The organism is Microbacterium sp. EST19A (assembly GCF_019969685.1).
Lineage (GTDB): Bacteria > Actinomycetota > Actinomycetes > Actinomycetales > Microbacteriaceae > Microbacterium.
The window spans coordinates 1,608,266-1,632,328 of record NZ_JAHXYZ010000001.1; the positions used below are offsets into that span (position 1 = coordinate 1,608,266).

General features: G+C 66.6%; 28 protein-coding genes. 14 read left to right on the forward strand and 14 right to left on the reverse strand.

What is annotated here, in order from left to right:
- The first annotated feature begins 68 nt into the window (after window positions 1–68).
- Window positions 69–1,178 (forward strand): GntR family transcriptional regulator, encoded by a 1,110-nt coding sequence (locus LC452_RS07925; protein WP_223623932.1) that lies wholly within the window; start codon window positions 69–71, stop codon window positions 1,176–1,178.
- Between the two features lie 161 nt (window positions 1,179–1,339).
- Here the strand turns inward: LC452_RS07925 and LC452_RS07930 are convergent, their stop codons facing one another.
- From LC452_RS07930 to LC452_RS07950, 5 genes are all read right to left on the reverse strand, one after another.
- Window positions 1,340–2,482: a glycoside hydrolase family 76 protein gene (locus LC452_RS07930; RefSeq protein ID WP_223623934.1), complete on the reverse strand. Its 1,143-nt coding sequence runs from the start codon at window positions 2,480–2,482 to the stop codon at window positions 1,340–1,342.
- Window positions 2,483–2,624: 142 nt separating this feature from the next.
- Window positions 2,625–3,878, reverse strand: a complete 1,254-nt coding sequence (locus LC452_RS07935; RefSeq protein WP_223623936.1) for an ABC transporter substrate-binding protein — start codon at window positions 3,876–3,878, stop codon at window positions 2,625–2,627.
- A 35-nt stretch (window positions 3,879–3,913) separates the two neighbouring features.
- A complete protein-coding gene (locus LC452_RS07940) occupies window positions 3,914–4,810 on the reverse strand; it encodes a carbohydrate ABC transporter permease (RefSeq protein ID WP_223623938.1) in 897 nt (298 codons plus the stop codon).
- Window positions 4,810–5,766, reverse strand: a complete 957-nt coding sequence (locus tag LC452_RS07945) for a carbohydrate ABC transporter permease (RefSeq protein ID WP_223623940.1) — start codon at window positions 5,764–5,766, stop codon at window positions 4,810–4,812. Before LC452_RS07945 ends, LC452_RS07940 begins: the two co-directional genes overlap by 1 nt.
- Entirely contained in the window at window positions 5,763–7,088 is a 1,326-nt protein-coding gene (locus LC452_RS07950; protein WP_223623942.1) for a glycoside hydrolase family 125 protein, read from the reverse strand. Before LC452_RS07950 ends, LC452_RS07945 begins: the two co-directional genes overlap by 4 nt.
- A 358-nt stretch (window positions 7,089–7,446) precedes the next feature.
- On the opposite strand from LC452_RS07950, the gene LC452_RS07955 reads away from it, so the two are divergent.
- Complete coding sequence (locus LC452_RS07955) at window positions 7,447–7,920, forward strand: hemerythrin domain-containing protein (RefSeq protein WP_223623944.1); 474 nt, start codon at window positions 7,447–7,449, stop codon at window positions 7,918–7,920.
- A gap of 3 nt (window positions 7,921–7,923) precedes the next feature.
- Here the strand turns inward: LC452_RS07955 and LC452_RS07960 are convergent, their stop codons facing one another.
- Both LC452_RS07960 and LC452_RS07965 read right to left on the reverse strand, forming a co-directional pair.
- Window positions 7,924–8,310: a VOC family protein gene (locus LC452_RS07960; protein ID WP_223623946.1), complete on the reverse strand. Its 387-nt coding sequence runs from the start codon at window positions 8,308–8,310 to the stop codon at window positions 7,924–7,926.
- Window positions 8,311–8,352: 42 nt separating this feature from the next.
- Window positions 8,353–8,778, reverse strand: coding sequence for a GNAT family N-acetyltransferase (locus LC452_RS07965; RefSeq protein WP_223623947.1), 426 nt, complete (start codon window positions 8,776–8,778; stop codon window positions 8,353–8,355).
- A gap of 192 nt (window positions 8,779–8,970) precedes the next feature.
- Between LC452_RS07965 and LC452_RS07970 the strand changes: the two genes are divergently transcribed.
- Window positions 8,971–10,152 carry a MalY/PatB family protein gene (locus LC452_RS07970; protein ID WP_223623949.1) on the forward strand — a complete coding sequence of 394 codons (1,182 nt, stop codon included), beginning with the start codon at window positions 8,971–8,973 and terminating at the stop codon, window positions 10,150–10,152.
- 113 nt (window positions 10,153–10,265) lie between these two features.
- Window positions 10,266–10,610, forward strand: coding sequence for a hypothetical protein (locus tag LC452_RS07975; protein ID WP_223623951.1), 345 nt, complete (start codon window positions 10,266–10,268; stop codon window positions 10,608–10,610).
- 85 nt (window positions 10,611–10,695) lie between these two features.
- Here LC452_RS07975 and LC452_RS07980 read toward each other — a convergent pair whose 3' ends face one another.
- Window positions 10,696–11,697 carry an SDR family NAD(P)-dependent oxidoreductase gene (locus LC452_RS07980; protein WP_223623953.1) on the reverse strand — a complete coding sequence of 334 codons (1,002 nt, stop codon included), beginning with the start codon at window positions 11,695–11,697 and terminating at the stop codon, window positions 10,696–10,698.
- Between the two features lie 75 nt (window positions 11,698–11,772).
- On the opposite strand from LC452_RS07980, the gene LC452_RS07985 reads away from it, so the two are divergent.
- The 4 genes from LC452_RS07985 to LC452_RS08000 all read left to right on the forward strand — a co-directional run bounded on the left by LC452_RS07985 (window position 11,773) and on the right by LC452_RS08000 (window position 15,374).
- A complete protein-coding gene (locus LC452_RS07985) occupies window positions 11,773–12,351 on the forward strand; it encodes a TetR/AcrR family transcriptional regulator (RefSeq protein ID WP_223623955.1) in 579 nt (192 codons plus the stop codon).
- 71 nt (window positions 12,352–12,422) lie between these two features.
- A complete protein-coding gene (locus LC452_RS07990; protein WP_223623957.1) occupies window positions 12,423–13,067 on the forward strand; it encodes a TetR/AcrR family transcriptional regulator in 645 nt (214 codons plus the stop codon).
- Between the two features lie 79 nt (window positions 13,068–13,146).
- Window positions 13,147–14,595 (forward strand): cytosine permease, encoded by a 1,449-nt coding sequence (locus LC452_RS07995; protein ID WP_223623959.1) that lies wholly within the window; start codon window positions 13,147–13,149, stop codon window positions 14,593–14,595.
- The gene (locus LC452_RS08000; protein WP_223623961.1) at window positions 14,592–15,374 is read left to right on the forward strand and encodes an MBL fold metallo-hydrolase; all 783 of its coding nucleotides are present in this window, start codon (window positions 14,592–14,594) and stop codon (window positions 15,372–15,374) included. The genes LC452_RS07995 and LC452_RS08000 overlap by 4 nt, the downstream gene beginning before the upstream one ends.
- A 73-nt stretch (window positions 15,375–15,447) precedes the next feature.
- Here the strand turns inward: LC452_RS08000 and LC452_RS08005 are convergent, their stop codons facing one another.
- The 4 genes from LC452_RS08005 to LC452_RS08020 form a co-directional block, all read right to left on the reverse strand.
- Window positions 15,448–16,029 (reverse strand): dihydrofolate reductase family protein, encoded by a 582-nt coding sequence (locus tag LC452_RS08005; protein ID WP_223623963.1) that lies wholly within the window; start codon window positions 16,027–16,029, stop codon window positions 15,448–15,450.
- Window positions 16,030–16,096: 67 nt separating this feature from the next.
- Entirely contained in the window at window positions 16,097–16,936 is an 840-nt protein-coding gene (locus tag LC452_RS08010; RefSeq protein WP_223623965.1) for an AraC family transcriptional regulator, read from the reverse strand.
- 4 nt (window positions 16,937–16,940) lie between these two features.
- A complete protein-coding gene (locus LC452_RS08015; protein WP_223623967.1) occupies window positions 16,941–17,369 on the reverse strand; it encodes a polynucleotide kinase in 429 nt (142 codons plus the stop codon).
- Window positions 17,370–17,411: 42 nt separating this feature from the next.
- On the reverse strand, window positions 17,412–17,693 hold the full coding sequence (locus LC452_RS08020; RefSeq protein ID WP_223623968.1) for a hypothetical protein: 282 nt from the start codon (window positions 17,691–17,693) through the stop codon (window positions 17,412–17,414).
- 104 nt (window positions 17,694–17,797) lie between these two features.
- On the opposite strand from LC452_RS08020, the gene LC452_RS08025 reads away from it, so the two are divergent.
- On the forward strand, window positions 17,798–18,112 hold the full coding sequence (locus LC452_RS08025; protein WP_223623971.1) for a cupin domain-containing protein: 315 nt from the start codon (window positions 17,798–17,800) through the stop codon (window positions 18,110–18,112).
- Between the two features lie 45 nt (window positions 18,113–18,157).
- On the opposite strand, the gene LC452_RS08030 is transcribed toward LC452_RS08025, so the two are convergent.
- Entirely contained in the window at window positions 18,158–18,394 is a 237-nt protein-coding gene (locus LC452_RS08030; RefSeq protein WP_223623973.1) for a hypothetical protein, read from the reverse strand.
- A 121-nt stretch (window positions 18,395–18,515) separates the two neighbouring features.
- Here LC452_RS08030 and LC452_RS08035 point away from each other — a divergent pair, with 121 nt between their 5' ends.
- Window positions 18,516–19,691 carry an epoxide hydrolase family protein gene (locus tag LC452_RS08035; RefSeq protein ID WP_223623975.1) on the forward strand — a complete coding sequence of 392 codons (1,176 nt, stop codon included), beginning with the start codon at window positions 18,516–18,518 and terminating at the stop codon, window positions 19,689–19,691.
- A gap of 97 nt (window positions 19,692–19,788) precedes the next feature.
- Here the strand turns inward: LC452_RS08035 and LC452_RS08040 are convergent, their stop codons facing one another.
- Window positions 19,789–20,490, reverse strand: a complete 702-nt coding sequence (locus tag LC452_RS08040; RefSeq protein WP_223623977.1) for a hypothetical protein — start codon at window positions 20,488–20,490, stop codon at window positions 19,789–19,791.
- Window positions 20,491–20,608: 118 nt separating this feature from the next.
- On the opposite strand from LC452_RS08040, the gene LC452_RS08045 reads away from it, so the two are divergent.
- From LC452_RS08045 to LC452_RS08060, 4 genes are all read left to right on the forward strand, one after another.
- Window positions 20,609–21,337, forward strand: a complete 729-nt coding sequence (locus LC452_RS08045; protein ID WP_223623979.1) for a GntR family transcriptional regulator — start codon at window positions 20,609–20,611, stop codon at window positions 21,335–21,337.
- Between the two features lie 72 nt (window positions 21,338–21,409).
- Window positions 21,410–22,315, forward strand: coding sequence for an ABC transporter substrate-binding protein (locus LC452_RS08050; protein ID WP_223623982.1), 906 nt, complete (start codon window positions 21,410–21,412; stop codon window positions 22,313–22,315).
- Between the two features lie 2 nt (window positions 22,316–22,317).
- Entirely contained in the window at window positions 22,318–23,253 is a 936-nt protein-coding gene (locus tag LC452_RS08055; RefSeq protein ID WP_223623984.1) for an amino acid ABC transporter permease, read from the forward strand.
- Window position 23,254: 1 nt separating this feature from the next.
- Window positions 23,255–24,043 (forward strand): amino acid ABC transporter ATP-binding protein, encoded by a 789-nt coding sequence (locus tag LC452_RS08060; protein ID WP_308116468.1) that lies wholly within the window; start codon window positions 23,255–23,257, stop codon window positions 24,041–24,043.
- Window positions 24,044–24,063: the final 20 nt, after the last annotated feature.

Sequence of the window (24,063 nt, forward strand, 5' to 3'; positions counted from 1 at the left end):
CTCGGGGCTTTGTCGCTGTAAGCCTGCCCCTGTAGATTAAATATAACTATTCACGGCGAGGGGACAGCGTGCTCTACAAGCGGGTCTATGAATCGTTGCGCGAGTCGATCACGCAGGGGACGTACGCCGTCGGCGAGAAGCTGCCGTCGGAGGCCGAGCTGTCGAAGCAGTTCGAGGTCAGCCCGATCACCGTCAAGCGTGCGCTGGAGCTGCTGCGCACCGACGGGATGATCATGCGCCGGCCGCGTATCGGCACGGTCGTCACGAGCGCCACGCCGACCACGGCCACGGTGCGCGTGACCGCAGAGCCCCACCGGGACTCCACCCTCATCGGCTGCGTGCTGACCAGCTTCGACGACACGTTCGGCAACAAGATCATCGAGGGCATCCTCGCGGCGACGGGTGCCGGCACGCATGTCGCGATCAAGCGCTCCGGTGGCGACCTCGACGAAGAGGACGCCTGCATCCGGGCGCTGGTGGATGCCGGTGTCGACGGCCTCATCCTGCTGCCGAGCTCGTCGGAGTACATCCCGCCTGCGGCGCTCGAGCTCGTCGCGAAGAAGTTCCCCGTCGTGATCCTCGACCGCATCTTCGACGGCATCCCGGTGTCGGCCGTCTGCTCCGACAACGCCGCCGGCGGTCGCGCCGCCACCGAGCACCTGCTGGAGCTCGGACACCAGACGATCGGGTTCGTGAGCTCGACCAGCCACGTGTCATCGAGCGACGACCGGCGCAGCGGCTACATCCACGCCCACGCCATGAACCATCTTCCGCTCGAGAACCGGGCCGAGCTGCGGACCATCGGCTCCACCGTGCCCGGCAGCTCCGAGACCGCCGAAGACGACATCGCCCGGCTCGTCGAGTTCGTGGAGCAGCATCCCGACATCACCGGCTACGTCGCCGCGGAGTACAACATCGCCCTGATGCTGCGCGAGGCGTGCGACCGGCTCGGGCTCGACGTGCCGACCGACATCTCGATCGTCTGCTTCGACCACCCCGACGCGTTCTTCGACACCCGCATGTTCCGGTACACCCACATCCGCCAGGCGCAGCACGAGCTGGGCGTCAAGGCGATCGAGTCGGTGCGCCGTCAGATCGACGCGTCGCACGCGATCGAGAAGGTCGTCCTGCCGGTCGAGCTCGTGGTGGGCGCCTCGTCGGCGGTGCCGCGGGGCTAGAACCCGACGAATCCCTGAGACTGTGACGTTTCTCGGAGGGTTTCACGGGGATTCCTCCGAGAAAAGTCCTGTCCTCCGAAAAACGTCACCACCCCGGATACCGCAGACACAGAGATCCGCCCGCAGGCCGAAGCCCACGGGCGGATCCTTGTGCACGGCCCTCACCCCGCCGCGGGCACCCCCTCCGGCACCACCGTCTCGGCCCCGGCATCCCCTGCCGCAGCATCCCCCGCCTCAGCATCCCGCGCTTCCAGCCGCGCCCGCTGCTCGACCGCGAAGATCGCGCTGACCATGGTCGAGTACGGGATCCACTCGACCGGACCCTTCGACCAGTCGTTCCCCGGGCGCAGCCGTCCGCCGACGAGGCCGTTCGCCCACAGGGCATCCGTCCCGGCCCGAAGGAAAGCCTCCAGCTCGGCACGCTCGTCCGCGAACGAGTCCTCCGCGGCGAGAACCGCGAGCAGTTCCCCGAGATACCGGTAGTACACGCCCTTGAAGAGGCCCTCGTCGCCGCCGTCGCCCTCGTCGGGGAAGACGGTGCCGTCGCTCAGCGAACGCACCGCGGCCACCGCCGTCTGCACCGCCCGCTCCAGGTACGACCGGTCACCGGTCGCGCCGAACAGCTCGACCGCCGCGCCCACGTACAGGCCCTGGTTGTACGTGAACCGCCACTGGGTGTCGACCGCGCCGTCGCCCTCGCGGTTCACGCCGTCCTCGACGAAGCCGTCCGCGCCGACGAGGTTCGCCGTGAGCCAGTCGAAGGCCGTGCGCGCGCACCCGAGGTAGTCGCGCGAGTCGTCGTGCCGGCTCAGCCGCACCCCGAGGATCACGAGCGGACCGTTCGCCGGGGTGTTCTTGTAGGCGAGCTGCTGCTTGCGCCAGGCGAGACTCCAACCGAGGGTGTCGTTCCACCCCTCGGCGATGACGTGGTCCCAGATCGCGATGGCCTCGTCGAGGTACTGCTGCTCTCCGGTGGCCTCATGCACGCGCTCGAGGGCCAGGGCGAACCACAGCATGTCGTCGAAGTAGTCGTTGAAGAGCTGACCGCCGTTGCGCTCGACGATGTTGTCGCGGGCGACGATCGCGAGCGAACGCCACGCCGGGTCGCCGGAGCGCTCCCACGCGTCGGTGCGGGCGTCGATCACGTGGGCGAGCCACCAGTAGTTGAACACCTCGGTGTTGCCGCGGTCGTGCGGGTGGCTGTTCGCCAGGTACTGGGAGCCGCCCACCCGGAAGAAGTGGTCGAGGCTCTGCTGGGCGATGTCGGCGTGGGCCGACCAGGTCTCAGCGGTCGTGCTGGTCATGATTCCTTTTTCTGTCGCCGACGGCGACGTTCGAGTCGTTCCGGTCGCGAAAACGGCTGCATCCGGGCCTGAGATGCGGCCGATTTCGCGACCGGAACCGGGGCAGGCGGCCGTTTTCGCGACCTGAAGAGCGGATGCCGCGTCAGCGGTTCTGCTCGAGGATCTGGTCGCCCTGCTCCTGGGCTTCCTTGAGCGCCTGCTCGGCCGAGATCTCGCCCGACAGGAACCGCTCGAGTGCGGGAACGAGCGCCTTGCCGTCGACGTCGGAGTAGCCCTTCACGTTCGGCCGGGCCTGCGCGTAGTTCATCGTCTCGATGAAGGCGGAGTAGTGCTCGTTCTCGGTGAAGTACGGGTCGTTCGCGGCCTCGATGTTCGCGGGGATCCATCCGGCGATCTCGCCGAACGCGACGCCGTTCTCGGCCTCGGTCGTCCACCACTTCATGAACTCCCACGCACCCTCGGCGTTCTTCGCGCCCTCGGGGATGACGAGCCCGAAGCCGCCCATGTAGGCGCCGGTGTCGCCGTTCGGTCCGGCGGGCGGCGGCACGACGCCGTACTCGAGGCCGTCGACCTTGTCGAGCGTCGAGAGCGCCCACGGACCGTCGAGCTTCATGGCCGTCTTGCTCTCGGCGAAGGAGTCTCCGGTGTCGCCGAAGCCCTGCTCGTAGACGTCGGCGTCGAGCAGGCTCTTCCAGAACTCGAGGACCTCGATGCCCTCGGGGCTGTTGTACGCCGTCTTGGTCTGGTCGTCGTTGAGCAGCTGCCCGCCCGCCTGGGCGAGATACATGTTGAAGAGTCCCGGGTCGCTGAGGTCGATTCCCGCCTGGCTGAGCTTGCCGCCATCGGAGACCGCGAGGGCCTCGGCGGCGGTCTTGAGCTCGTCCCAGTTCGTGGGCGCCTCGACTCCGGCATCCGCCAGCAGGGTCTTGTTGTAGAGCAGCGAGCGGTTGTCGACCAGCAGCGGCAGGCCGTAGAGCGTGTCGTCGACCGTCATCTCACCGAGCGCGGGCTCGTAGAACATGCTCGTGTCGATGTCATCCTTCTCGACGAATTCGTCGATCGGAGCGAGGGCGCCCTTCGGAGCGTAGAGCGACGTCTGGTACCTGTCCCACAGCACGACATCGGGAACCTGTCCGCCGGCGAGAGCGGTGAGCAGCTTCTCCTCGACGAGCTCCTGCGGCACGTACGAGACCTCGTACTCGTCCTGCGACTCGTTGAAGCGGGCGGCCTGCTCCTCGAGCTGGTCGACCTGGTCGCCCGACCACGAGCCCCACATGACGACGGGCTCGGGTCCGTCTCCGTCGCCGCCGCCGGAATCGCCGGAGGCGCATCCGGCCACGGTCACGGCGAGCGCCGCGGTGGCGACGACGCTCAGTACTCGCAGGTGTTTCTTCATCGAACTCTCCTTGGTGGTGGGTGAAAGGGGAAAAGTCATTTCGAGCCGACGTGCGCGACGCCCTCGATGATGTAGCGCTGGGCGAAGAGGAAGACGAGCAGGACGGGCAGGCTCGCGATCACGGTGCCGGCCATGAGCGGTCCGAACGCGGTCTCGTAGTTGTTGACGAACGAGGCGAGCCCGACCTGGACGGTCATCATGTCCTGGCTGTTGAGCACGATCAGCGGCCAGAGGAAGTTGTTCCATCCGGCCTGGAAGCTGATGATGCCGAGTACGGCGAGTCCGGCCTTCGCGAGCGGGAAGTAGATGATCGCGAAGATGCGGAACTCGCTCGCGCCGTCGATGCGGGCGGCCTCGCCGAGCTCGTCGGGCAGCGTCTCGAAGAACTGCTTCATGAAGAAGACGGCGAACGCTCCGGCGGCTCCCGGGATGATGACGGCCCAGTAGGTGTTGATCAGGCCGAGCCCGCCCTGTCCGAAGACGTCGTTGCCGCCCGCGAACGGGATGCCGCGCAGGATGAGGAACGACGGGATCATCGTGATGATGCCGGGGATCATGAGCGACGACAGGAACACCGCGAACACCGCCGCCCGACCCTTGAACCGCAGCTTCGCGAGGGCGTAGCCGCCGAGGGCCCCGAAGAAGATGTTCGTCGCCGCGCCGCCGATGCCGAGCACGAGGGAGTTCACGAAGTAGCGTCCGAACGGCACTTCCTCGAACACCCGCAGGTAGTTCTCGATCGTCGGGTTCGCCGGGATGAGGTTGAGTGCACCCGACAGGATCTCGCTCGCCGGCTTGAGCGAGGTCGAGATGGTCCAGACGAGCGGGGCGACCGTGATGATGCTGATCAGCACCACGCCGATGTACCAGCCGGCGGTGCCGACCTTCTGCTTCGTCGTCTTCTTCCGCTGGGTGGGCAGGGCAATCGTCATCAGACGTTCCTCCTGTTCGTGAGCCGCGCATTGAGCAGGGAGAACACGAGGATGATGAGGAACAGCACGAACGACAGCGCCGACGCGTAGCCCATCTCGAGGGCGCCGAAGCCCTTGTTGTAGATGTAGTAGACCATCGTGACGGTCGAGTTGCCCGGGCCGCCCTTGGTCAGCACGTAGGCCTGGTCGAACACCTGGAACGCGCCGATGATGAGCAGCGTCGACACGAGGAACGTCGTGCGGGTGAGCGACGGCAGGGTCACGTAGCGGAACTGCTGCCACGCGTTCGCTCCATCGAGGCGGGCGGCTTCGTAGAGGTCGTTCGGCACGCCCTGGAGTCCGCCGAGGAAGATGATCATGTTGGCGCCGAAGCCGGCCCAGACGCTCATCATGACGATGGCGATCATCGCCCACTGCGACTCGTACAGCCACGCGGGTCCGTCGATGCCGAACCACCCGAGCACGACGTTGAGAAGGCCGTTCTGCGGGTTCAGCATCCAGAACCAGATGGTGGCCGTCGCGACGGTCGAGGCGACGACGGGGATGTAGAAGAGCGTCCGGAACAGCCGAACCGCGCGGTGACGGCGATTCAGCAGCAGGGCGGAGCCGAGGGCGACGATGAGTCCGGCGGGTACGTAGAGGATCGTGTAGTACGCGGTGTTGCGCAGCGCGATCCAGAAGAACGGGTCGACCGCGATCTGGAAGTAGTTGTCGAGTCCGAGCCACTCGAAGTCTCCGACGATCGCGTAGTCGGTGAAGCTGATCACGAGCGCCATGACGATCGGCAGGGCCATGAAGACGACGAACAGCACGCCGGGCACGAGCAGGAACAGCCAGGCGTTCCAGGTCATCTGACGCGCGGACGGGTTGCGCGACTTCCGGGCGCGGGGCGGCTTTCCGGCGGCGGCGGTCGGTTCGATGTCGGATGCCGGACGCTCGAGCGTCGGGACGCTCATGCGCTGCGCGCTTCCGTGAGGGGCACGCGGGTGAGCGTTCGCAGTCCGGTGATGTCGAGCACGAGCTCGCAGAACATCGCGTTCGCCCACGAGAACCATTCGCGGGTGAAGGTGGTGGGATCCGTCACGAGGAACGACTCGTGCATCAAGCCGGTTCCGGCATCCGTCTCCAGCAGAAGACGGCGGATGCGGTCCTTCTCGGCGGGGTCCTCGGTGGTGAGGGCCTCGATGCACAGCCCGATGGGCCAGACGTGGCCGGCGGGTGTGTGCGGGCTGCCAAGGCCGCTGGAGTCGGTCCCCGACGGGAGTGCGCCGGCGATGAAGGTGGGATTCGCGGTGCTGAGGATGAACTCGCGGGTGGCGAGGTAGAGCGGGTCATCGGCGCCGCACCAGCCGAACATCGGCAGCGAGAGCAGGCTGGGCACGTTCGCGTCGTCGAGGAGCAGGATGCCGCCGCGCCCGTCGACCTCGTAGGCGTAGACGTCGTCGCCCGCGGGGGAGGAGACGACCGCGTGGGTCTCGACCGCGTGCGCGATGTCGTCGCGGAGTTCGCGGGCGCTCGCCGCGAGGTCGTCATCGCCGAGCACCTCGCGGGCGATCGTCTCGATGTGCTGCAGCTCGACCGCCGCGAACATGTTGCCGGGGACGTTGTAGCCGAACTCGCAGGCGTCGTCGCTCGGGCGGAAGGCCGACCAGGTGAGTCCGGTCGGCGCGGTCTCGCCGCCGAGTCCATCTCGGACCAGGGTGTCGGTCGTCGGGCCGTCGAGACGCTGGAACCGATATGTCGACTGCTCCTCGTGGTGCTGCTCGGTGCGCCACAGGGCGATGATCGCGCGGGCGGCGCGGGCGAAGGAGTCGCCGAGGTGGTCGGTGCGTCCGGTCAGCGTCCAGAGGTCGTGGGCGAGCTGCACGGGGTAGCAGAGCGAGTCGACCTCGTACTTTCGCTCCCACACCCACGGCGACTGCTCGGTGAGGTCGCCCTGGTGTCCGGCACCGTTCGCCTCGGCGTTGAAGGCGTTTGCATAGGGATCGAGCAGCACGTACTCGATCTGCCGGCGAGAGACCGCGGCGATCATGTCGGAGATCGTCTGGTCCTCGACCGCGAAGTGCAGGTAGGGGCCGAGCTGGGCGGTCGAGTCGCGCAGCCACATCGCGGGGATGTCACCGGTGAGCATGAAGAGCGTGCCGTCGGGCATCTCGCGGAGCGTGGTGCCGAGCGTGTTCTCGAAGCAGCGCTCGAACATGGCGGTGGTGGCCTCGTCGGTGCGCTCGCGGACGCGCTCCACGACAGAGCGGATGAAGGCCGAATGGGTCTGAGCCACGATGCTCCTCGGTCGGAATTCCGCCGCCCTGCGTTGGGCGACGTGACCGAGTGTAGGACGGAATCCGGAATAAGTCTATTTATATCTATAAATGGGGACGTGGATCATGGGGAGCCCGGGAATTCAGACGGATTGCGAGGTTAATAAGTATATGTAATGCTCACACCCCGGTCGTTGAGCGAGCGCCAGCGAGACGAAACGCCTGCCCCGGGCGCGGTCGCCGGGCCGACGGCCGCACCCGCTCTCCGTCGTGCTAAATTCTCGGGAGCGTCGCGTGTCGGTGGCAGGCTGTGTCAGACATGGAGGCGTGGGATCCGAAGGAGCACGACGATGAACACGTCGACCCCTTCGCCCTCACGTGACTGAGGGCGAGAAGACCAGGCTCGTCGCCTGGAGCAACGAACTGCGGAGCGTCCACGGGCGTCTGCGAACAGCACTGTCGATCACGCAGGAAGCGCTGGCGTCGGGCGAACCACCGGGCGGATCGGCGACTCGTGATCTGCTGCTGTTCTGCCATGGGTTCTGCACGGCGCTGACGCGGCATCACGAGGGCGAGGACCGCGAGCTGTTCCCGGTGATCGCCGCGGAGCATCCGGAGCTGCGAGAGACGCTGCGCAAGCTCGAGCAGGATCACTCGATGATCGGGCACCTGATCGGCGGATTGCAGGAGGCGGTGGATGCCGCGGCCTCGCCCGACGAGCTGTCTCGGCACCTCGAGGGCATCGTGGCGATCATGGAGAGCCACTTCCGTTTCGAGGAGCGGCAGCTGCTGACCGTGCTCGAGACGCTGGAGTTGGCTGCCGATCCCGGCAGGGTTCTCGGGCCACTGTAGGGCTCAGAGGTCGGGGTGGCGCTTCCAGCCCGGCCAGTGCGGGCGGTCGACGATGCAGAAGCGGTTGCCTTCGGGGTCTTCCATGATCACGTAGTCGGCGTCGGCCGGCCGGCCGTCCCAGTGCACCTCTCGCGCGCCGAGTCCGGCGAGCCGCTCGACCTCGGCGGTCTGATCCTCGGCGTAGATGTCGAGGTGGATGCGCGGCGGCAGCACCCGGTCGGAGTGCTGCGCGTCGAGCGCGATGCAGGGAGCATCGGCGCCGAGCGGCTTCAGCACGACCCAGTCGTCTTCGGGAGCGTCGCGCTCGATGTAGTCGAGCGCGGCCTTCCAGAACCGGGTCTGCGCGTCGAGGTCGTTCACGCGGATGACGATCGAGACGATGGCGAGCATGCGGACGAGTCTAGGCAGGGGGCGATCGGGTGGACAGGGGTTCTAGAACGCGAAGCGGTAGGAGGCCGAGTCGCGCAGCTCGAACCCTTCCGACCGATAGAGCTCGTTCGCGGCGACCCGAGACGGCCGCGATGTCAGATCGACGCTGCGGGCACCGCGAGAACGAGCAAGGTCGATCGCCGCACGAGTGAGCTCTCTGCCGACGCCGTGACCACGTGTCGCTTCGTCCACGACGACATCCTCGATCCGTGCGCGCACACCGGATGGTGTCCGATAGAAGATCAGCGAGAGGGTGCCGACCGCGACGTCGTCGACATGAGCGAGGAGCAGGGCGGTGTCCGTCGCGATGATGTCTGCCAGGTCGTCGATGGTCAGAGGCGTCGCCGTTGTCGACAGCTGCGGGAGCAGCCGGTTAAGTGCAGAGAGGGCTGCGTCATCAGCGACGAGTACCGGGGCGATCCGAACCATGCCGACCAGCCTAGGCAGCGAGGACGACGCTGGCCAGGGCGGATGCCGGTGCGACGCCGTCACGGACGGACACGCGATATGCGCGTACAGCGAGGCGTTCTAGATTGGAGGCTCCCCCACGAAGGAGTTCCCGTGACCGTCTGTTCCGCCCGCCGTTCCTGTTGCGGCCGCTGCGCCTGATCGGCATCCGCTGTGACCGAGCCGCACACTCCGCACCCGTTCGACGCCCGCTCGCGCGTGCATCTCGATCGTCCGCACAGTCGTAAGTGGAGTCTGCATCCGGGTCATATCGGAGCATGGGTCGCGGAGATGGACTTCGGCTTCGCGCCCCCGATCGCCGAGGCGCTGCAGCGGGCCGTGGTCGATGAGAACCTCGGGTACCTGTCGCCGCCGGTCGCCGCCGATCTCGGTGTGGCGACCGCGGACTGGATGCAGCACGAGTACGGGTGGTTCGTCGACCCGGAGCGGGTGCATCCGGTGTCGGATGTCATGGCTGCTCTCGGGGTCGCGGTTCGGGAGTACGTGCCCGAGGGATCGCCCGTGATCGTGCCGACTCCGGCGTACATGCCGTTCCTGACATATCTGCCGGGGATCGGGCATCCGGTGATCGAGGTTCCGGGTGTCGAGGTCGACGGGCGCTGGCAGCACGACCTGCAGGCGATCGACGACGCCTTCGCTGCGGGGGCGCGGACGCTGGTGCTCTGCAACCCACAGAACCCGACCGGCACGATCGCCGGTCGCGAGGAGCTCGAGGCGATCGCCGAGGTCGTGGAGCGTCACGGCGGCCGGGTCTTCGCCGATGAGATCCATGCGCCGTTGCGGTTCGACGGCCGACCGTTCGTTCCGTATGCGTCGATCTCGGAGGCGACCGCCGCGCACACCGTCACGGGGACGAGCGCGTCGAAGGCCTGGAACATCGCGGGGCTCAAGACCGCCCAGCTGATCACCTCGAACGATGCGGATCAGGAGCTGTACAAGCGGTTCGGGTTCGCCGTGCAGCACGGTGCGTCGACGCTCGGGGTGGTCGCCTCGACGGCGGCATATCGCGAGGGGAAGCCGTGGCTGGATGAGGTGATCGCATATCTGGATGGTTCTCGGCAAGCACTGGCCGGTCTGGTGCAGCAGCATCTCCCCGGCGCCGAGTACCGCATTCCCGAGGCGACATACATCGGCTGGATCGGTACGGCCGATCTCGGAATCCCCGGTCCGCCGGCGGAGTTCTTCCGCGAGCAGGCCGGGGTCGTGCTGACCGAAGGACGGCTGCTGGGTCGCGAGTATGCCGACTTCGTGCGCATCGTGTTCGCGACGCCGCATCCGGTGTTGGAGGAGGCGGTTTCGGCGATGGGGGATGCCGTCCGCAGGGCGCGTCGCTGAGAACCGGCGTCGCCTTGTGTCCTGCGCTTCATCCGGCGCGCTCGAACGGATAGCTTGATCCCAAGCCGGGCGTCGACGTGCGGTTGATGACGTTCTCGAACGAGGAGTGGACGATGAGCGAAGCGAAAGACGACTGGACCGTTCAGATCCTCGCGCCGGAGCTGCCGGATACGTCAGTGGAGTTCCGGGAAGACATCGACCGGTACACGCTGTCCGGCCCGCTCCGCCAGGGTGGTCGTGTCGTCGATGCGAGCGTCGACGCGATCAAGGCGAACTGGCAGGAGACGATCCAGAAGCTCACCGAGATCGGTGACGGGATCGACGACGACTCCGCCGGGTGGGGCGTGTCGCAGATCGAGGTCGGTCTCACCCTGAGCGCGAAGGGCCAGCTGCTCTTCATCGCAGAGGCGAGTGCTGAGGCATCCGTCAAGATCACGCTCACCCGTCGGCCTGCCTGACGGGCCGGCGTCGCGCTGGATCAGAAACGCACCCCCCCCGGGTCGGAAGAGAAGCGTTTCTGGTCCAGCATCGCGGCAGGGCTGCCTACTGAACCGACCATCCCCCGTCGCTCGCGAGCACGGCGCCGTTGATGTTCACGGCGTCGTCCGAGAGCAGGAACGTGATCGACGCGGCGAGGTGCTCGGCCGTCGCGACGGACGGGATCGCCTGCTGGAACGGGCCCAGACGTCCCGAGCCGTACTCCGACATGTTCGGCGGCATCGGGATGCCGGTGGCCACGCCTCCCGGAGCGACCGAGTTCACGCGGATGCCCTTCGGCCCGTACATGAACGCCGCGGACTTCGTGACGCCGATGATGCCGTGCTTGCTCGCCGTGTAGGCGTTGCCCGAGGCGTTGCCGCGCAGGCCCGCCTCGCTCGAGACGTTGAGGATCGCACCGCGACCGGCGGCTTCCATCAGAGGGAGCACCGCCCGCATCAGCTTGAACGGCGCGGTGAGGTTGATCGCGATGACGCGGTCCCACACGGCATCCGTCGTCTCGGCGGCGGGGGAGAAGTCGTCGTTGATACCGGCGACGTTGGCGAGGGCGTCGATGCGGTCGCCCGCGGCGGCGAGCACGGCGTCGATCGCCTCCTGCTTGGTGAGGTCGCCGGGGACCGTGATGATGTCGGCATCCGGCAGCTCCGCCTTCAGGGCGTCGAGCTTCTCGGCGGCGATGTCGCTGGCGATCACGCGTCCGCCTTCGCGGGCGATGCGGGAGGCGGTGGCCTTTCCGATGCCCGATGCGGCGCCGGTGACGATCACGGTCTTGCCGGCGAAGCGTCCGGAGGTGGACTTCTCGGTCCAGCCGGCGGAGTCGTCGTCCGCGGGGATCTCGCCGCCGTTGGCCGCGCGCACGAGGTCGTCGACGACGGACTGCGGCATGGCGCCCTGGCTCATCGCGACGAGTTGCTGCAGCGGCAGGCCGAGCACGGGAGTGAGCAGCGAGGGGTCGGCACCCGTCTTCTCGAAGAGGCTGCGGATGATCGGCCCGCCGGTCGGGTCGTCGAGCCATTCGCCGATGGTGGAGTGTGCGGTGAGGGCCATGCTCGTTCTCCTTGTTCGGGTTTCGCAACGGTGCGTCTACTTATGATTCAGTGTACGCCTGAGTACGCTCGGATGGTGCCTCGTCCTCGCAGTGAGAAAGCCCGTCAGTCGGTGCTCGACGCGATGCGCGCCGCGCTATCCGACCACGGGTACGAGGCCGTGACCATCGAGGGGCTGGCGGATGCCGCGGGCGTCTCGAAGCAGACCATCTACCGGTGGTGGCCGTCGAAATCCGCGATCCTCGGCGAGGCCCTGCTCGAGGGCGGGTTGCCGGCGGCGGACGTCGCGGTGCCGTTCACCGCCGACCTCGCGGCCGACTTGCGGGCCTGGTTCTCGGCGATGAGCACCTCGCTTGCGGATGCCGACGGCGTCGCGATCGCGCGGGCGCTGATCGTGGTCACGGCGTCCGACCCCGAGCTGGGGCTCGCTCTGAACGAGAAGCTGGCCGCGCCGATTCGCGAATGGGTGGCGGCGCGAGTGGCGCTGGCGGTGTCCGCCGGCGACGTGCGGGCGGATGCCGATGCCGCCGCCATCGCGGACCAGTTCGTGGCCATGGCGAGCTATGCCGCACTGCTCGGGCGGCCGTTGGACGAGGCGCGGGTCGAGGCGACGGTGGCGGTGCTGCTGCGGGGGATCGCGGCTTCCGGTCGATGAGCAGCCCCGGTCGTTGAGCGACGAGCGCAGCGAGGAGACGAAACGCCTGCAGTGCCGGGTAGCCTCTCGATATGGCTGGAGAACCACGCGGCGGCGCGTTCACTCGGCGCTCGAGAGCGGATCGACGCGACGAGCTCCTCGCGGCTTCGTTGAAACTTGCGCTCGAGGGAGGCCTGACGTCGATCACCGCGCGCCGCGTCGCCGCAGAGGTCGGAGTGGCCCAGGGCCTGGTCAGCCATTACTTCGGATCGGTCGATGAGCTTCTGGCGGCGACCTTCGAGTATGCCGCCGCGAACGAACGCGAGCAGACCAACGCACTGCTGCCCGACTCGCCGCTCGAGCGGCTGCGCGCGATGCTGACGCTGCTCGGTTCGCATGATCACGACCCCATCGCGCTGCTCTGGTTGGACGCGTGGCGCGAGAGCGCGCGACGACCGGCCCTGCAGCGGGTCGTGGTGCGGGCGATGGAGCACGACATCGCCGAGCTCGGGGCGATCATCACGCAGGGCAAGGCTGCGGGGATCTTCCCGGATGCCGGACCTCACTCGGCCATGCGCATCCTCGCCCTCGTCGACGGTTTCTCGGCGAGTGCTGCCGTACGCGCCGGCATCGCCGGATCAGACCTCGACTACGAAGACGTGCTCGACTTCGTACTGCGCACCGCCGAGCGGGAGCTGGGACTCCCGTCGGGCGCACTCGACCCCGCAGAGTCCTAACTGTTGACCAAGTGGCCAACAGGGCGTACTGTCGTCCTCATCTTGTTGGCATGGAGGCCAATAAAGCGAGGAGATCAGCATGGACCTGGAACCCCAGAGCGCAGCGCCGGGCCGCGTCGAGCAGAACGGCACGAACTCCATCCCGCTCGTCGAGCGGCACGGATCGCCTCGCGATCTGTTCACGGTCTGGGCGGGGTCCAACGTCACCTACCTGTACTTCGTGCTCGGCGGACTTCTGGTGCTGTTCGGGTTGAACGTCTGGCAGGCGATCGCGGTGGTCATCGCGGGCAACCTGTTCTTCGTCGGCGTGGGCTTCCTCGCCATCACCGGCCCGCGCAGCGGAGTGCCCAGCGAGGTGATCGGTCGCGCGTTCTTCGGGGTCCGCGGAAACCGCGTGCTCAATCTGGTCTGCGGCTGGTTCGTCGGCGTGCTGTACGAGGCGATCAACCTGTCGGTCGGGGCCACGGTCGGGTTCGCGCTCGTGCTCTGGTTCGCGCCTCAGGCTCCGATCTGGGTGCAGGGCGCACTCGTGCTCGGGCTCGCATTGCTCACGTTCACCATCAGCGTCTACGGCCACGCGACGATCCTGCGGTTCAGCCGCTGGATTACCTGGGTGCTCCTGATCGGCATCGCGCTCATGGCATTCTTCGTCCTGCTCCGGGCCGACTTCAGCTACGAGCCGGCGGGCGGATCCCTCGAGGGCGCACCGTTGTGGGCGGTGGCTCTCGCCGGGTTCACGCTCATCGCATCGGCGCCGTTGTCGTGGCAGGTGGGTGCGGACTACGCGCGTTACCTTCCGCCTGACTCGAACCCGTCGCACGTCGCGTTCTGGACCGGCTTCGGAGGTTTCCTGCCCGCCGTCGCCATCGGCATCCTGGGTGTTCTGGCGGGGACCGTCGTGGACATGTCCGATCCGACGACCGGGATGGCCAGCATCCTGCCCTCGTGGTTCTACCCGATCTTCCTCGTGATCGTCATCGTCGGCTCGGTCGCCAACAATTCTCTGACCGCGTACAGCACGGGCCTGGCGCTGCTGGCCGCCGGGGTGCGCTGGCGCCGATCGGTCACGGTGATCTTCGACGCTGTCATCGCGGTGGGGATCACCCTGTACGCGCTATTCGTCTCGAACTTCCTCGACTCGCTCAGCGGCCTCCTCGAGGTCAGCCTTGTGATCCTCGCTCCCTCGATGGCGATCTACGTCGTCGACATCATCATCCGGCGCAACCGGTATGACGGGCGTTCGCTCGAGGACGAGAGCCCCGGAGGATCGAACTGGTTCCGCCGCGGTTGGAATCTCGCCGGACTGACCGCACTGGTCGTGGGGGCCGTGGCGACCGCGCTCTTCGTCAGCACGACGTTCTACATGGGCCCGCTCGCTGCCGCTCTCGGGGGCGCCGACCTGTCTCCGATCGTGGGCTCGCTCGTCGCGGGTGGGCTCTATGCGCTTCTCGCAGGACGTCGCATCCGTGCGAGCCTCGCGTCGCCGAGGACGGATGCAGAACCACGCAGTGCGGAGGTCGCCGCATGACCTCGTCGCTGGCGGTCATCCGGCCGTGGTTCCGGAAGCGGGAGTGCGCGGACGGCATCGTGCGGGTCGATGAGCCGCACGTCCACGAGTTCCTGCGGGCGAACATCTGGTTGATCCGCGGTGAGACGAGGAATCTCGTCGTCGATACCGGGTTGGGTGTCGCCGCGCTGCGCGAAGAGGTGCCGGAGCTCTTCGCGGGTGATCCTGTGCTCGTCGTCACGCACGCGCACCTCGACCACATGGGATCCGCGCACGAGTTCGACGTGATCCTGGCGCATCCGGCCGAGAGAACGGATTCCCCGGTGGGCGACACGGTCGTCGGGCCGCTTCTCGCGAGCCAGCTCGGGCTCTCGCTCGGCGACGAGGCCATGCCCGAGGTGCTGCTGACCGCTCGTCCGCATCCGGACTTCGACCCGCTCGTGCACCGCTTGCGACCCACGCCGGCGACCGGCGACCTGCTCGACGGCGAGACCATCGACCTCGGCGACCGGATCCTGACCGCTCTGCATCTGCCAGGTCACACATCCGGTTCGCTGGCGCTCTACGAAGCGAAGACCGGTGCCCTGTTCAGCGGTGACGTCATCTACGACGACGTGCTGCTCGACGACCTGCACGGCTCGGATCGCGGCGCGTACGCGAACAGCCTCGAGCGGTTGCGGGCCTTACCGATCCAGACCGTCTACCCGGGTCACGGCGATCCATTCTCCGGGGAGCGGATGCGCGAGATCATCGACGCGCAGCTGCGGGAGTGGGCAGCGATGCGGGCGCCCGGCCGTTGAGCGGCGCCCGCTCGTTGAGCGACGTCCGGTCGTTGAGCGACGAGTGCAGCGAGGCGACGAAACGCGTTTCCGACTACCGCTTCACCGGATACCGCAGATGCAGCACCCGCTCACCCGGAAGCACCTCGGCCGGATCCTCCAGCATCTGCTGCCCCTCGACCGCTCCGAAGAATCGCTTGCCTGACCCGAACACCACCGGCACGACATCCATCCGAACCTCGTCGATGAGTCCGGCGGCCAGCGCCTGCCCACCGACGTCGCCGGCCGCGACCTCGATGACGCGGTCCCCCGCCAGTTCCCTCGCCAACGCCACTGCTGCCTCGACGCCGTCGACGAAATGGAACGGCGCCTCGGTGTCCCAGCCCTCGGGTGCCGGCCGGTGCGACACCACGACCACATGGTCCACCCCGCCGGGGGGCACGCCATCCCATCCATCGGTCATATCGAAGACGTGACGGCCCGCGATGGTCGCCCCGATCGAGTCCCAATACGGACGGACATGGTCGAACGACGTCTGCGACACCTTCAGGATGCCGCTGTCGTCGAGCGGTACATCACCGTTGACGAGCCAGTCGAACAGCGGCCCTGGCTGGTCGCTCTCGTCGGCGATGAATCCGTCGACCGACACCGATGCGTACATCACGACTTTGCCCATGGGGTGCTCCTCTGCTCTGCGGTGCCTTCAAGCTAAGCGCGTCGCGCGTGGCGAATCTTGTAGGAATTCAATCGGTCGGGAAAGACCAGTTGTCGAGCGCATGATCCGGATGCTCGCGCAGGAACCGCCGTCGGACTTCGACATACCGCGTCGGGGTGAGTCCGGTGAAGGCTCGGAACTCGTGGCCGAAATGCGCCTGGTCGAAGTAGCCGGCGCGGGTGGCGACATCCGCCCAGTCGATCGGTTCGGCGAAATCGATCGCGAGCAGAGTGGCGGCAAGACGTCGCGTGCGCGCGAACCGCTTCGGTGCGATGCCGACGATCTCTCTGAATCTCTGCGTGAGATGGGTGCTGCTGACACCGGCATCCGAGGCCAGTTCGCCGATGGCCACGGTTCCCCCGGTCTCCACGATGGCACTGCTCGCACGGCGCACCATGTCCAGACCCGGGACTTCGTGCATCCGTCGGACGAGTTCGTTCTCGAGGATCGCCAACATCGCGACCGGCTCGCTCGCCGCGACGAGCTCCTCCTGCAGCCGCTCGACAGTACCCCGGCCCCACACCTGCGCCAACGTCGCCGGCCGGTCGCACAACTCGGACACAGGCATCGGCACGAACGGCGCCAGCCCGCAGGCCTGGAAGTGCACGCCGATAGAACGGGTCCAGGTCGGGTAGCCGAACTCCAGCGCGCGGGTGGGTGGACTGACGACGCAGCCGTCGGTGAACGCGGATGCCGCGATCTCGCCGCCCGCGCGGATATGGAACGGGTCACCGAGGTTGATGATGAGGAACGAACCCGGCATTGGCGGCAGCGTCAGCCGAGGGTACGGCGGTGCACCCTCAAGGAAGTAGAGGTCGTCGATCAGGCCGTCGAGCGGCGGCTGTGGGACGACCGACTCGTACTCCATGAGATTAGAAGTTGCCCTCGGCGACCTGGAAGCACACCAGTCCGCGAGATCGCCACATCTTCACCACGCTGCGGCGGTCGTCGACCACTCCGATGACGGTGAAGCGAGGCGCGATGCGGGAGTCGTAGATCTCGGCCTTGACGATGTGATCCGGTCGCGTGTCTCCCGTGCGACGCAGCAGCAGTCGATCGAAGGGGACCTCGTTGAAGGTCAGCCACGCCTCGGTCGCACGCCGTGCTGTTTCGTCGCGGCCGGAGACGACGATGAGTTCGTCGACATCGGGGTGTGCGGCGAAGGCCTGGGCCGCGAGCACGACCGGAGGATTCGGGGTGTCGATCGAGACCTTGCGCATGTCGTACGGCGAGCGGTCGCCGATGAGCGCAAGAGTGCCGTCGACGTCGAAGATCCAGGCGCGCGGACGATCGTGAGGCATGGTGCGAGGGTAGTGGGTCGCTGCGCCTCGTGGCGCGCGCTGTCAGTGCGCCCCGGAGCTGTTGATCGCGAACCGCACGGTGCCGCCGACGGTCTGCACAGGGAACACGTCTTCGTACGCGGGGATGCGGACGAGGATCACGCCGATGCCGGTCGTGGCGGCGGTCGGCAGATCGACCTCGAGGAAGTGCGGGCGATCGCCGGCCGGGACCGGCTGTCCGGCCGCGTTGGTGGCGTGGACGGGGCAGGTGCCGGGGACGAGATCGTGGTGGCTGCCGTCGACGATGACGGTGGTCCCTCTCGGGATCGTCACGGTGGCGCTCACTGTGCGATCCTCTCAGGCTTTCGGTCTGCGGTCGTGCACGTGTCGAGCGATGCAGTCCAGCGGCACTTATTGTTGGGAGCCCAACCGCAGGAAGGTGATTCCGCATGAACGTCTTTGAGCTCGACCAGCATGAGTTGACAAGCTTCGGCAGCCGCGGTGCCCTGATGTCTCCTCTCGGCGGAGGGTCGGGCGACTTCCGCGTGACGGTCGCGCACCTCGCGAGTGGAGGGCTCATCGGCATGCACTCTGCACCTGCTGCTCAGACACTTGGCGTCGTCATCGGTGAAGTCATCGTTCGATGCGGTGACGAGCAGGTGACCTTGCTTCCCGGAACGGCGGTCCGGTTCGATGTCGGGGAGCAGCATGAGACGTCGGCCCGCGTCGACTCGACTGTGGTTGTCGTGGAGACGAGGCCCTGATCTCAGCGTGATGGACTTCGTGGCCAGAGACGAATGCCCCAGCCCTCAGCCCTTCGCGCTCGAACGCCGCTGAAGCACGAGGGTCGCCAACACGGTTGCGGCGATCGTCACGCCGTACACGCACGGCATCCACGCAACGAACACGTCGGCTTCTCCCACGGCTATGGCGGGAACAGCGAAAAACGTCGCGACGGCGAGCAGCAGCAGTATCCCTGACGTGATCAGGACCATGATCGTCGGCCAGCGTGTGGCTGACGATCGCAGGTTCGCGCGGATGCTCATAGATCCAGTGTCTCCGACATCCCGCACGCGTGGGGAAGATGCGCAGAATCGCCCCACGCGGTTCGCCCTGCTGGAGGATGGAACGAGACGGCAGTCAATCCGACCGTGAGGGGTGGGCGTCATGACCGAGATTCGTCCGTTCCAGATCGCCTACTCGCAGGAGGCGTGGGACGACCTCCGCGATCGGCTCGCTCGAGCGCGCTGGCCCGAGAAGGAGACGGTCGACGACTGGTCCCAGGGCCTTCCGCTGCGTGTCGCCAGGGACATGTGCGACTACTGGCTCCATGAGTACGACTGGCGCGCTCGTCAGGACCGGCTCAACTCGTTCGCGCAGTTCACGACGGATGCCGATGGGCTCGAGATCCACTTCGTGCACGTGCGTTCTTCTCATCCGGATGCGACGCCGCTCCTGCTCACTCATGGCTGGCCGGGTTCGTTCGTGGAGTTCCTCAAGCTCGTCGGTTTGCTGACCGAGCCGGAGACTCATGGTGCTCCGAATGCTCCGGCGTTCCACGTGGTCATCCCGTCGCTGCCGGGATACGCGTTCAGCGGGAAGCCGACGGAGACCGGTTGGGGCGTCGATCGCATCGCGCGCGCGTGGGCGGAACTGATGGACCGGCTCGACTACGAGACGTTCGGGGCCGCCGGCAGCGATTGGGGCACGAGCGTCAGCGCGAGTCTCGGCAGGCAGTTCCCGGACCGGGTGATCGGGTTGCACCTGATCCCTCCGCTCGTGGCGCCGGACCGGACGACGCTTGACAGTCTGACGGCCTTCGAGCAGCAGGCGCTCGACGACCTCGAACGCGCGAACGCGACCGGGTCCGGATACTCCGCCATGCACTCGCACCAGCCGCAGACGATCGGGTACGCGCTCGTCGATTCCCCGGTCGCGCTCTGCACGTGGATGCTGGAGAAGTTCTGGGCCTGGACCGACAACGGCGGCGACCTCCACTCGGTGATCAGCCGAGACGAGTTCCTCGATAACGTCATGACCTACTGGATGACGGGGTCCGGTGCGTCGTCGGCTCGGCTGTACTGGGAGAGCTTTCCCGACATCTGGGCGATCTTCAACACCGACGTCGTCGATCGCATCGAGGTGCCCGTCGGGGCGTCGATCTTCCCGGCGGAGAATCCTCGTCCGTCACGGCGCTGGGCCGAACGGAGGTTCACGGACATCCGGCAGTGGCATGAGCTGGAGCGGGGCGGACATTTTGCGTCGTTCGAGCAGCCGCAGGTCGTGGTCGCAGAGTTGCGAGAGTTCTTCGGAGGGTTGGGCGCGCCTGCCTCCGGTCGTTGAGCGACACTTCGACTCGCTTCGCTCGCTCAGTGCGGTCTCCGCGAGACGAAACGCGCCCCTTCCGGTCGTTGAGCGAGCGAAGCGAGACGAAACGCCTTCACCCGTCTAGCGCTTCGCGGACGCGCGCGACCTGCCCCTCAGCATCCGCCCCGAGCTCATGCTCCTTCGCGAGCAGCTCCGCGGCCGCGAAATCGTCCGCCGGGTCGCGATCGATCCGCATCTTCAGCTCCGCCCGATAGAGCAGCGCTTCGAACCGCTCCGCGGCCGGAGCGTCCGGATACCGGATGAGTCCGCTGTCGAGCACGGTGATCCCCTGTGCCTCGTCGCCGCGAGCGTCTCCCTGGCGCGCCGCGACGTCGATGACCCGGGCCAGCCCTGTTCGCGGATCCGCCTCTTCCGGTTCATCGTTCCCGGTGGGAGCGCGGTAGAAGCGCAACCAGTTGCCACCGGCATCCACGACGGAGAATCCTGTGGCGGTGCCGGCTTTCCGTCTTAGAGGCAGGATGCGCGGGATGCCCTTCAGCGGCACTTTGCCGTAATGCTCCTTGAGGCCGGCCGCGAACGCCGCATGCATCTCGCCGGGTTCGGGGACGGTGATGATGACGCTCGCGTACGAAGCTTCCGGGTCGAAGCCGTCGAACATCGACAGGTGGATGTGGAGGTCATGTCGGGCGACGACCGCGCACGCGTAGGGGCGGCGCTGTATGAACGTCGTCGCGAATCCGAGGGATCCATAGAACTCGAGGGCGTCGTCGAGGTCGGCGCAGGGCAGCACCGGGTACGTTCGTTCGCCTGCCATCGGAGGGATCCGTTCTCTGGGAGTGGACCAACGTAGCGGGGAATGCGGACACGGACTGTCCTCGCAGAAACCAAAGATGACTATTGACCGGTCATTTAAAGTTATGTACGGTCTATCCATGACCACTCCGCAGTATCAGGTAATCCGGGCGAGTCTCGAAGCACGGATCGTCTCCGGCGAGCTCGCTCCGGGCGCGAAGGTGCCGACCGAGGCCGAACTGCAGGCGGAGTACAAGGTGAGCAGATCTGTGGCGCAGCGCGTTCTGAACGATCTCGCGCAGGCCGGCTTGGTGATCCGCCGCAAGCGGCTCGGCACGCATGTCGCCGATGGCGCGCGCCAGATGAACCTCATGCGCTCTGTCGACCCGCGCATCGGAGATGCCAATCTCCCCGGACGCATGGAAGTCATATCGGGAGCTGTGATCCCCGCGGGGAAAGCGCACGTCACTCTTCCCGGGGTCGACGATGCCGAGCCCGTCATCCAACTCGTTCGGGTGCGTCGCGATCCGGCCGACGACAAAGCCACGGTCGTCGAGATCGCGGCGATCCCCTTCGCGTTGACGCCCGACCTCCTCGACGAGTCGCTGACCGACGTGGCGGTGCGCTCCTACCTGTCGGAACACGGAGTCGCGATCGCGCGGTCCCGCATGTATTTCGACCCGGTGCTGCTCGATGAGGAGAACGCAGCTCTGCTCGATCTCGAACCCGGCATCCCCGTGCTGCGCCGTCGTCGCCTGATGTGGCAGCCGAATGGGCAGCTGGCCGAGTCTGCGGCGTACTACCTGAAGCCGGGGGCCATGGAGTTCTACATCGAATACTCCGACGAGAACGAACCCGACGCCTCGTAGCTCGCCCGCGAGACACCCGAAGCACGACCTCAACCGGCGCAACGACGCGTCGCCAATCACGGAGAAGATCACATGAAACGCATGATCGTGTCGACAGTCGGTGTAGCCGCCCTCGTCCTGGGTATGGCTGCGTGCGCGAATCCAGAGATCGACGGGGAGGGCCAGCAGTCCGATGCCGCGGACATCGTCGCTTCCGTCGAGAAGAATGACGAGATCGCCGCGCTGCTCCCTGAGCAGTACAAGGACGGATTCTCGATCTCCATCAATGCCGACGTCGAGCCGGTCAAGTTCATCGACAGCGACGGTGAGATCGCCGGGCTGAACCCCGACCTCCTGCGGGCAGCAGCCCGGGTTCTCGGCACGGAAGCAAAGTTCGAAGAGGGTACTTTCGACGGCCTCATGCCCGGGTTGGAAGCCAAGCGATTCGATGTCATCGCGTCGGTCGCAGACTTCGTCGAACGACAGACGCATATCGATTTCATCGACTACATGCGCAACGGAACGGCGATCATCACCGCAGCCGACTTCGATGCCGACACCATCACTCGTGAAGATTTCTGCGGGATGAGCATCGGATACGCCCGGGGCACGTCGCAGCAGGGGAGCCTCGAAGCGATCGCGGCCGAGTGCGCGGCATCCGGAGCCGAGGAGCTCTCGATCAACGGGTACAACGACACCGGGGCGGGAATCCTGTCGGTGAAGAGCGGTGAAGCCGATGCCTTCTGGGGCGACTTCCCGCAGATGGCGTACAACGTGAAGACGAGTCCCGATGCGTTCAAGATCGTCTACGAGGAGCAGAAGAGCATCCTCGGTATCGGCATCCACAAAGACAATCCCGAATTACGCGATGCTCTCCAGGCCGCCCTTCTGCAGCTGGTCGAGGACGGCACGTACGCCGAGCTCATGGAGAAGTGGGGGCTGAGCGACTCCGCCCTGCCCGACATGGACATCAACAGCGACGTCTCGATGGAGGGATAGTCATGAGTACCGTCCCCCACCCGACGACACAGGGGTTCGCCACGCCGAAGTGGTCGAGCGAGCAGCTCGCGACACTGGCGATCAAGCCCCGCGTCGGTATCGGATTCTGGGTCAGCATCGTGCTGGCCGTCTACGTCGGCCTGGTGCTCATTCAGCTGTTCGTCTTCAACGAGAACTGGAACTGGGAGCTCGTCTTCTCGTACCTGTTCAGCCAGGTCGTTCTCAACGGGCTGCTGAACACCATCGTCCTGACGGTGCTCACCACGGTCGTCGGGCTCGCCCTCGGCATGCTCACCGCCTGGTGCCGGATGTCGAAGCTCGTGGTCCTGCGCACGTTCGCGCTCCTCTACATCTGGTTGATGCGAGCGATGCCGCCGTTGGTGATGCTGCTGCTCGTCTTCTTCTTCGGGGCTCTCGTTCCCACCCTGGGAATCGGCATCCCCTTCGGACCGAGCCTCTTCGAGGTGCCCACCAACGAGGTGATCTCGCGCTTCAGCGCCGCGATCATCGGCCTCGCGATCTATCTCGGCGCGTACTCGGCCGAGGTGTTCCGCGGCGGCGTCCTGGCCTTGCAGTCGGGACAGTTCGAAGCGTGCAAGGCGCTCGGTCTGCCGCCCCTCCGGGCGTACCAGAAGATCCTCGGCCCGCAGCTCATCCGTGTGATCACGCCGTCGATGGCGAACGAAGTGATCACCATCTTCAAGAGCACCTCGCTCGTCTCCGTCATCGGATACACCGAGCTGCTGACCACGGTCCAGACGATCTATGCGCGAAACTTCGAGACCATTCCGCTGCTGACCGTGGCCGTCATCTGGTACCTCGTGCTGACCTCGCTGGCGATGTTCGGGCAGTCGCGCCTCGAGAAGCGTTTCGGGCGCGGGTTCGCACGTCGGAATCTCGCCAGCACCGCGAAGCAGACCGACCTGGCAGGAGCGTGACATGACCGACACGACGAACGAGGATGTTCCTCTGCTGCAGCTGGTCAACGTCAGCAAGCACTTCGGTGAGCTGCGCGCGGTGGATCATGTGAGCCTCGATGTGAACGCCGGGACGGTCACCTGCATCGTCGGGCCGTCCGGTTCGGGGAAGAGCACCCTGCTGCGCACCGTCAACATGATGGAGGCCATCGACGGCGGCGCCATCTTCCTGAAGGGCCAGATGATCGGCCACGAGGTGCGCCGCGGCCACCGCGTGCCGGTCAGCGGCTCGGTCGCTCGGCGTCAGACGCTGAACTTCGGCATGGTCTTCCAGCACTTCAACCTGTTCCCGAACTACACGGCCCTAGAGAACGTCGCGATCGGCCCGACGCTGGTCGGGAAGGCGAACAAGAAGTCGGCGACCGAGGCAGGCCTCCGATATCTCGAGCAGGTCGGGCTGTCGGATCGGGCGGATCACTATCCGAGTGAGCTGTCCGGTGGGCAGCAGCAGCGTGTCGCCATCGCTCGGGCGCTCGCCATGGAACCGCAGATCCTGCTGTTCGACGAACCGACCAGCGCGCTCGACCCAGAGCTCGTCAGCGAGGTGCTCGCCGTGATGCGCGGGCTCGCGGCGAACGGATCGACCATGCTCGTCGTCACGCACGAGATGCGATTCGCGGAAGAGGTCGCCGACGAGGTGATCATGATGGATGCCGGCAAGATCATCGAGCGCGGAGCTCCCGGCACGCTTCTGCACCATCCCCAGACCGACCGGGCGAAGAAGTTCTTCGCCTCCGTCGGAACCCTCTGAGCCACGAATCCCACGGAGAA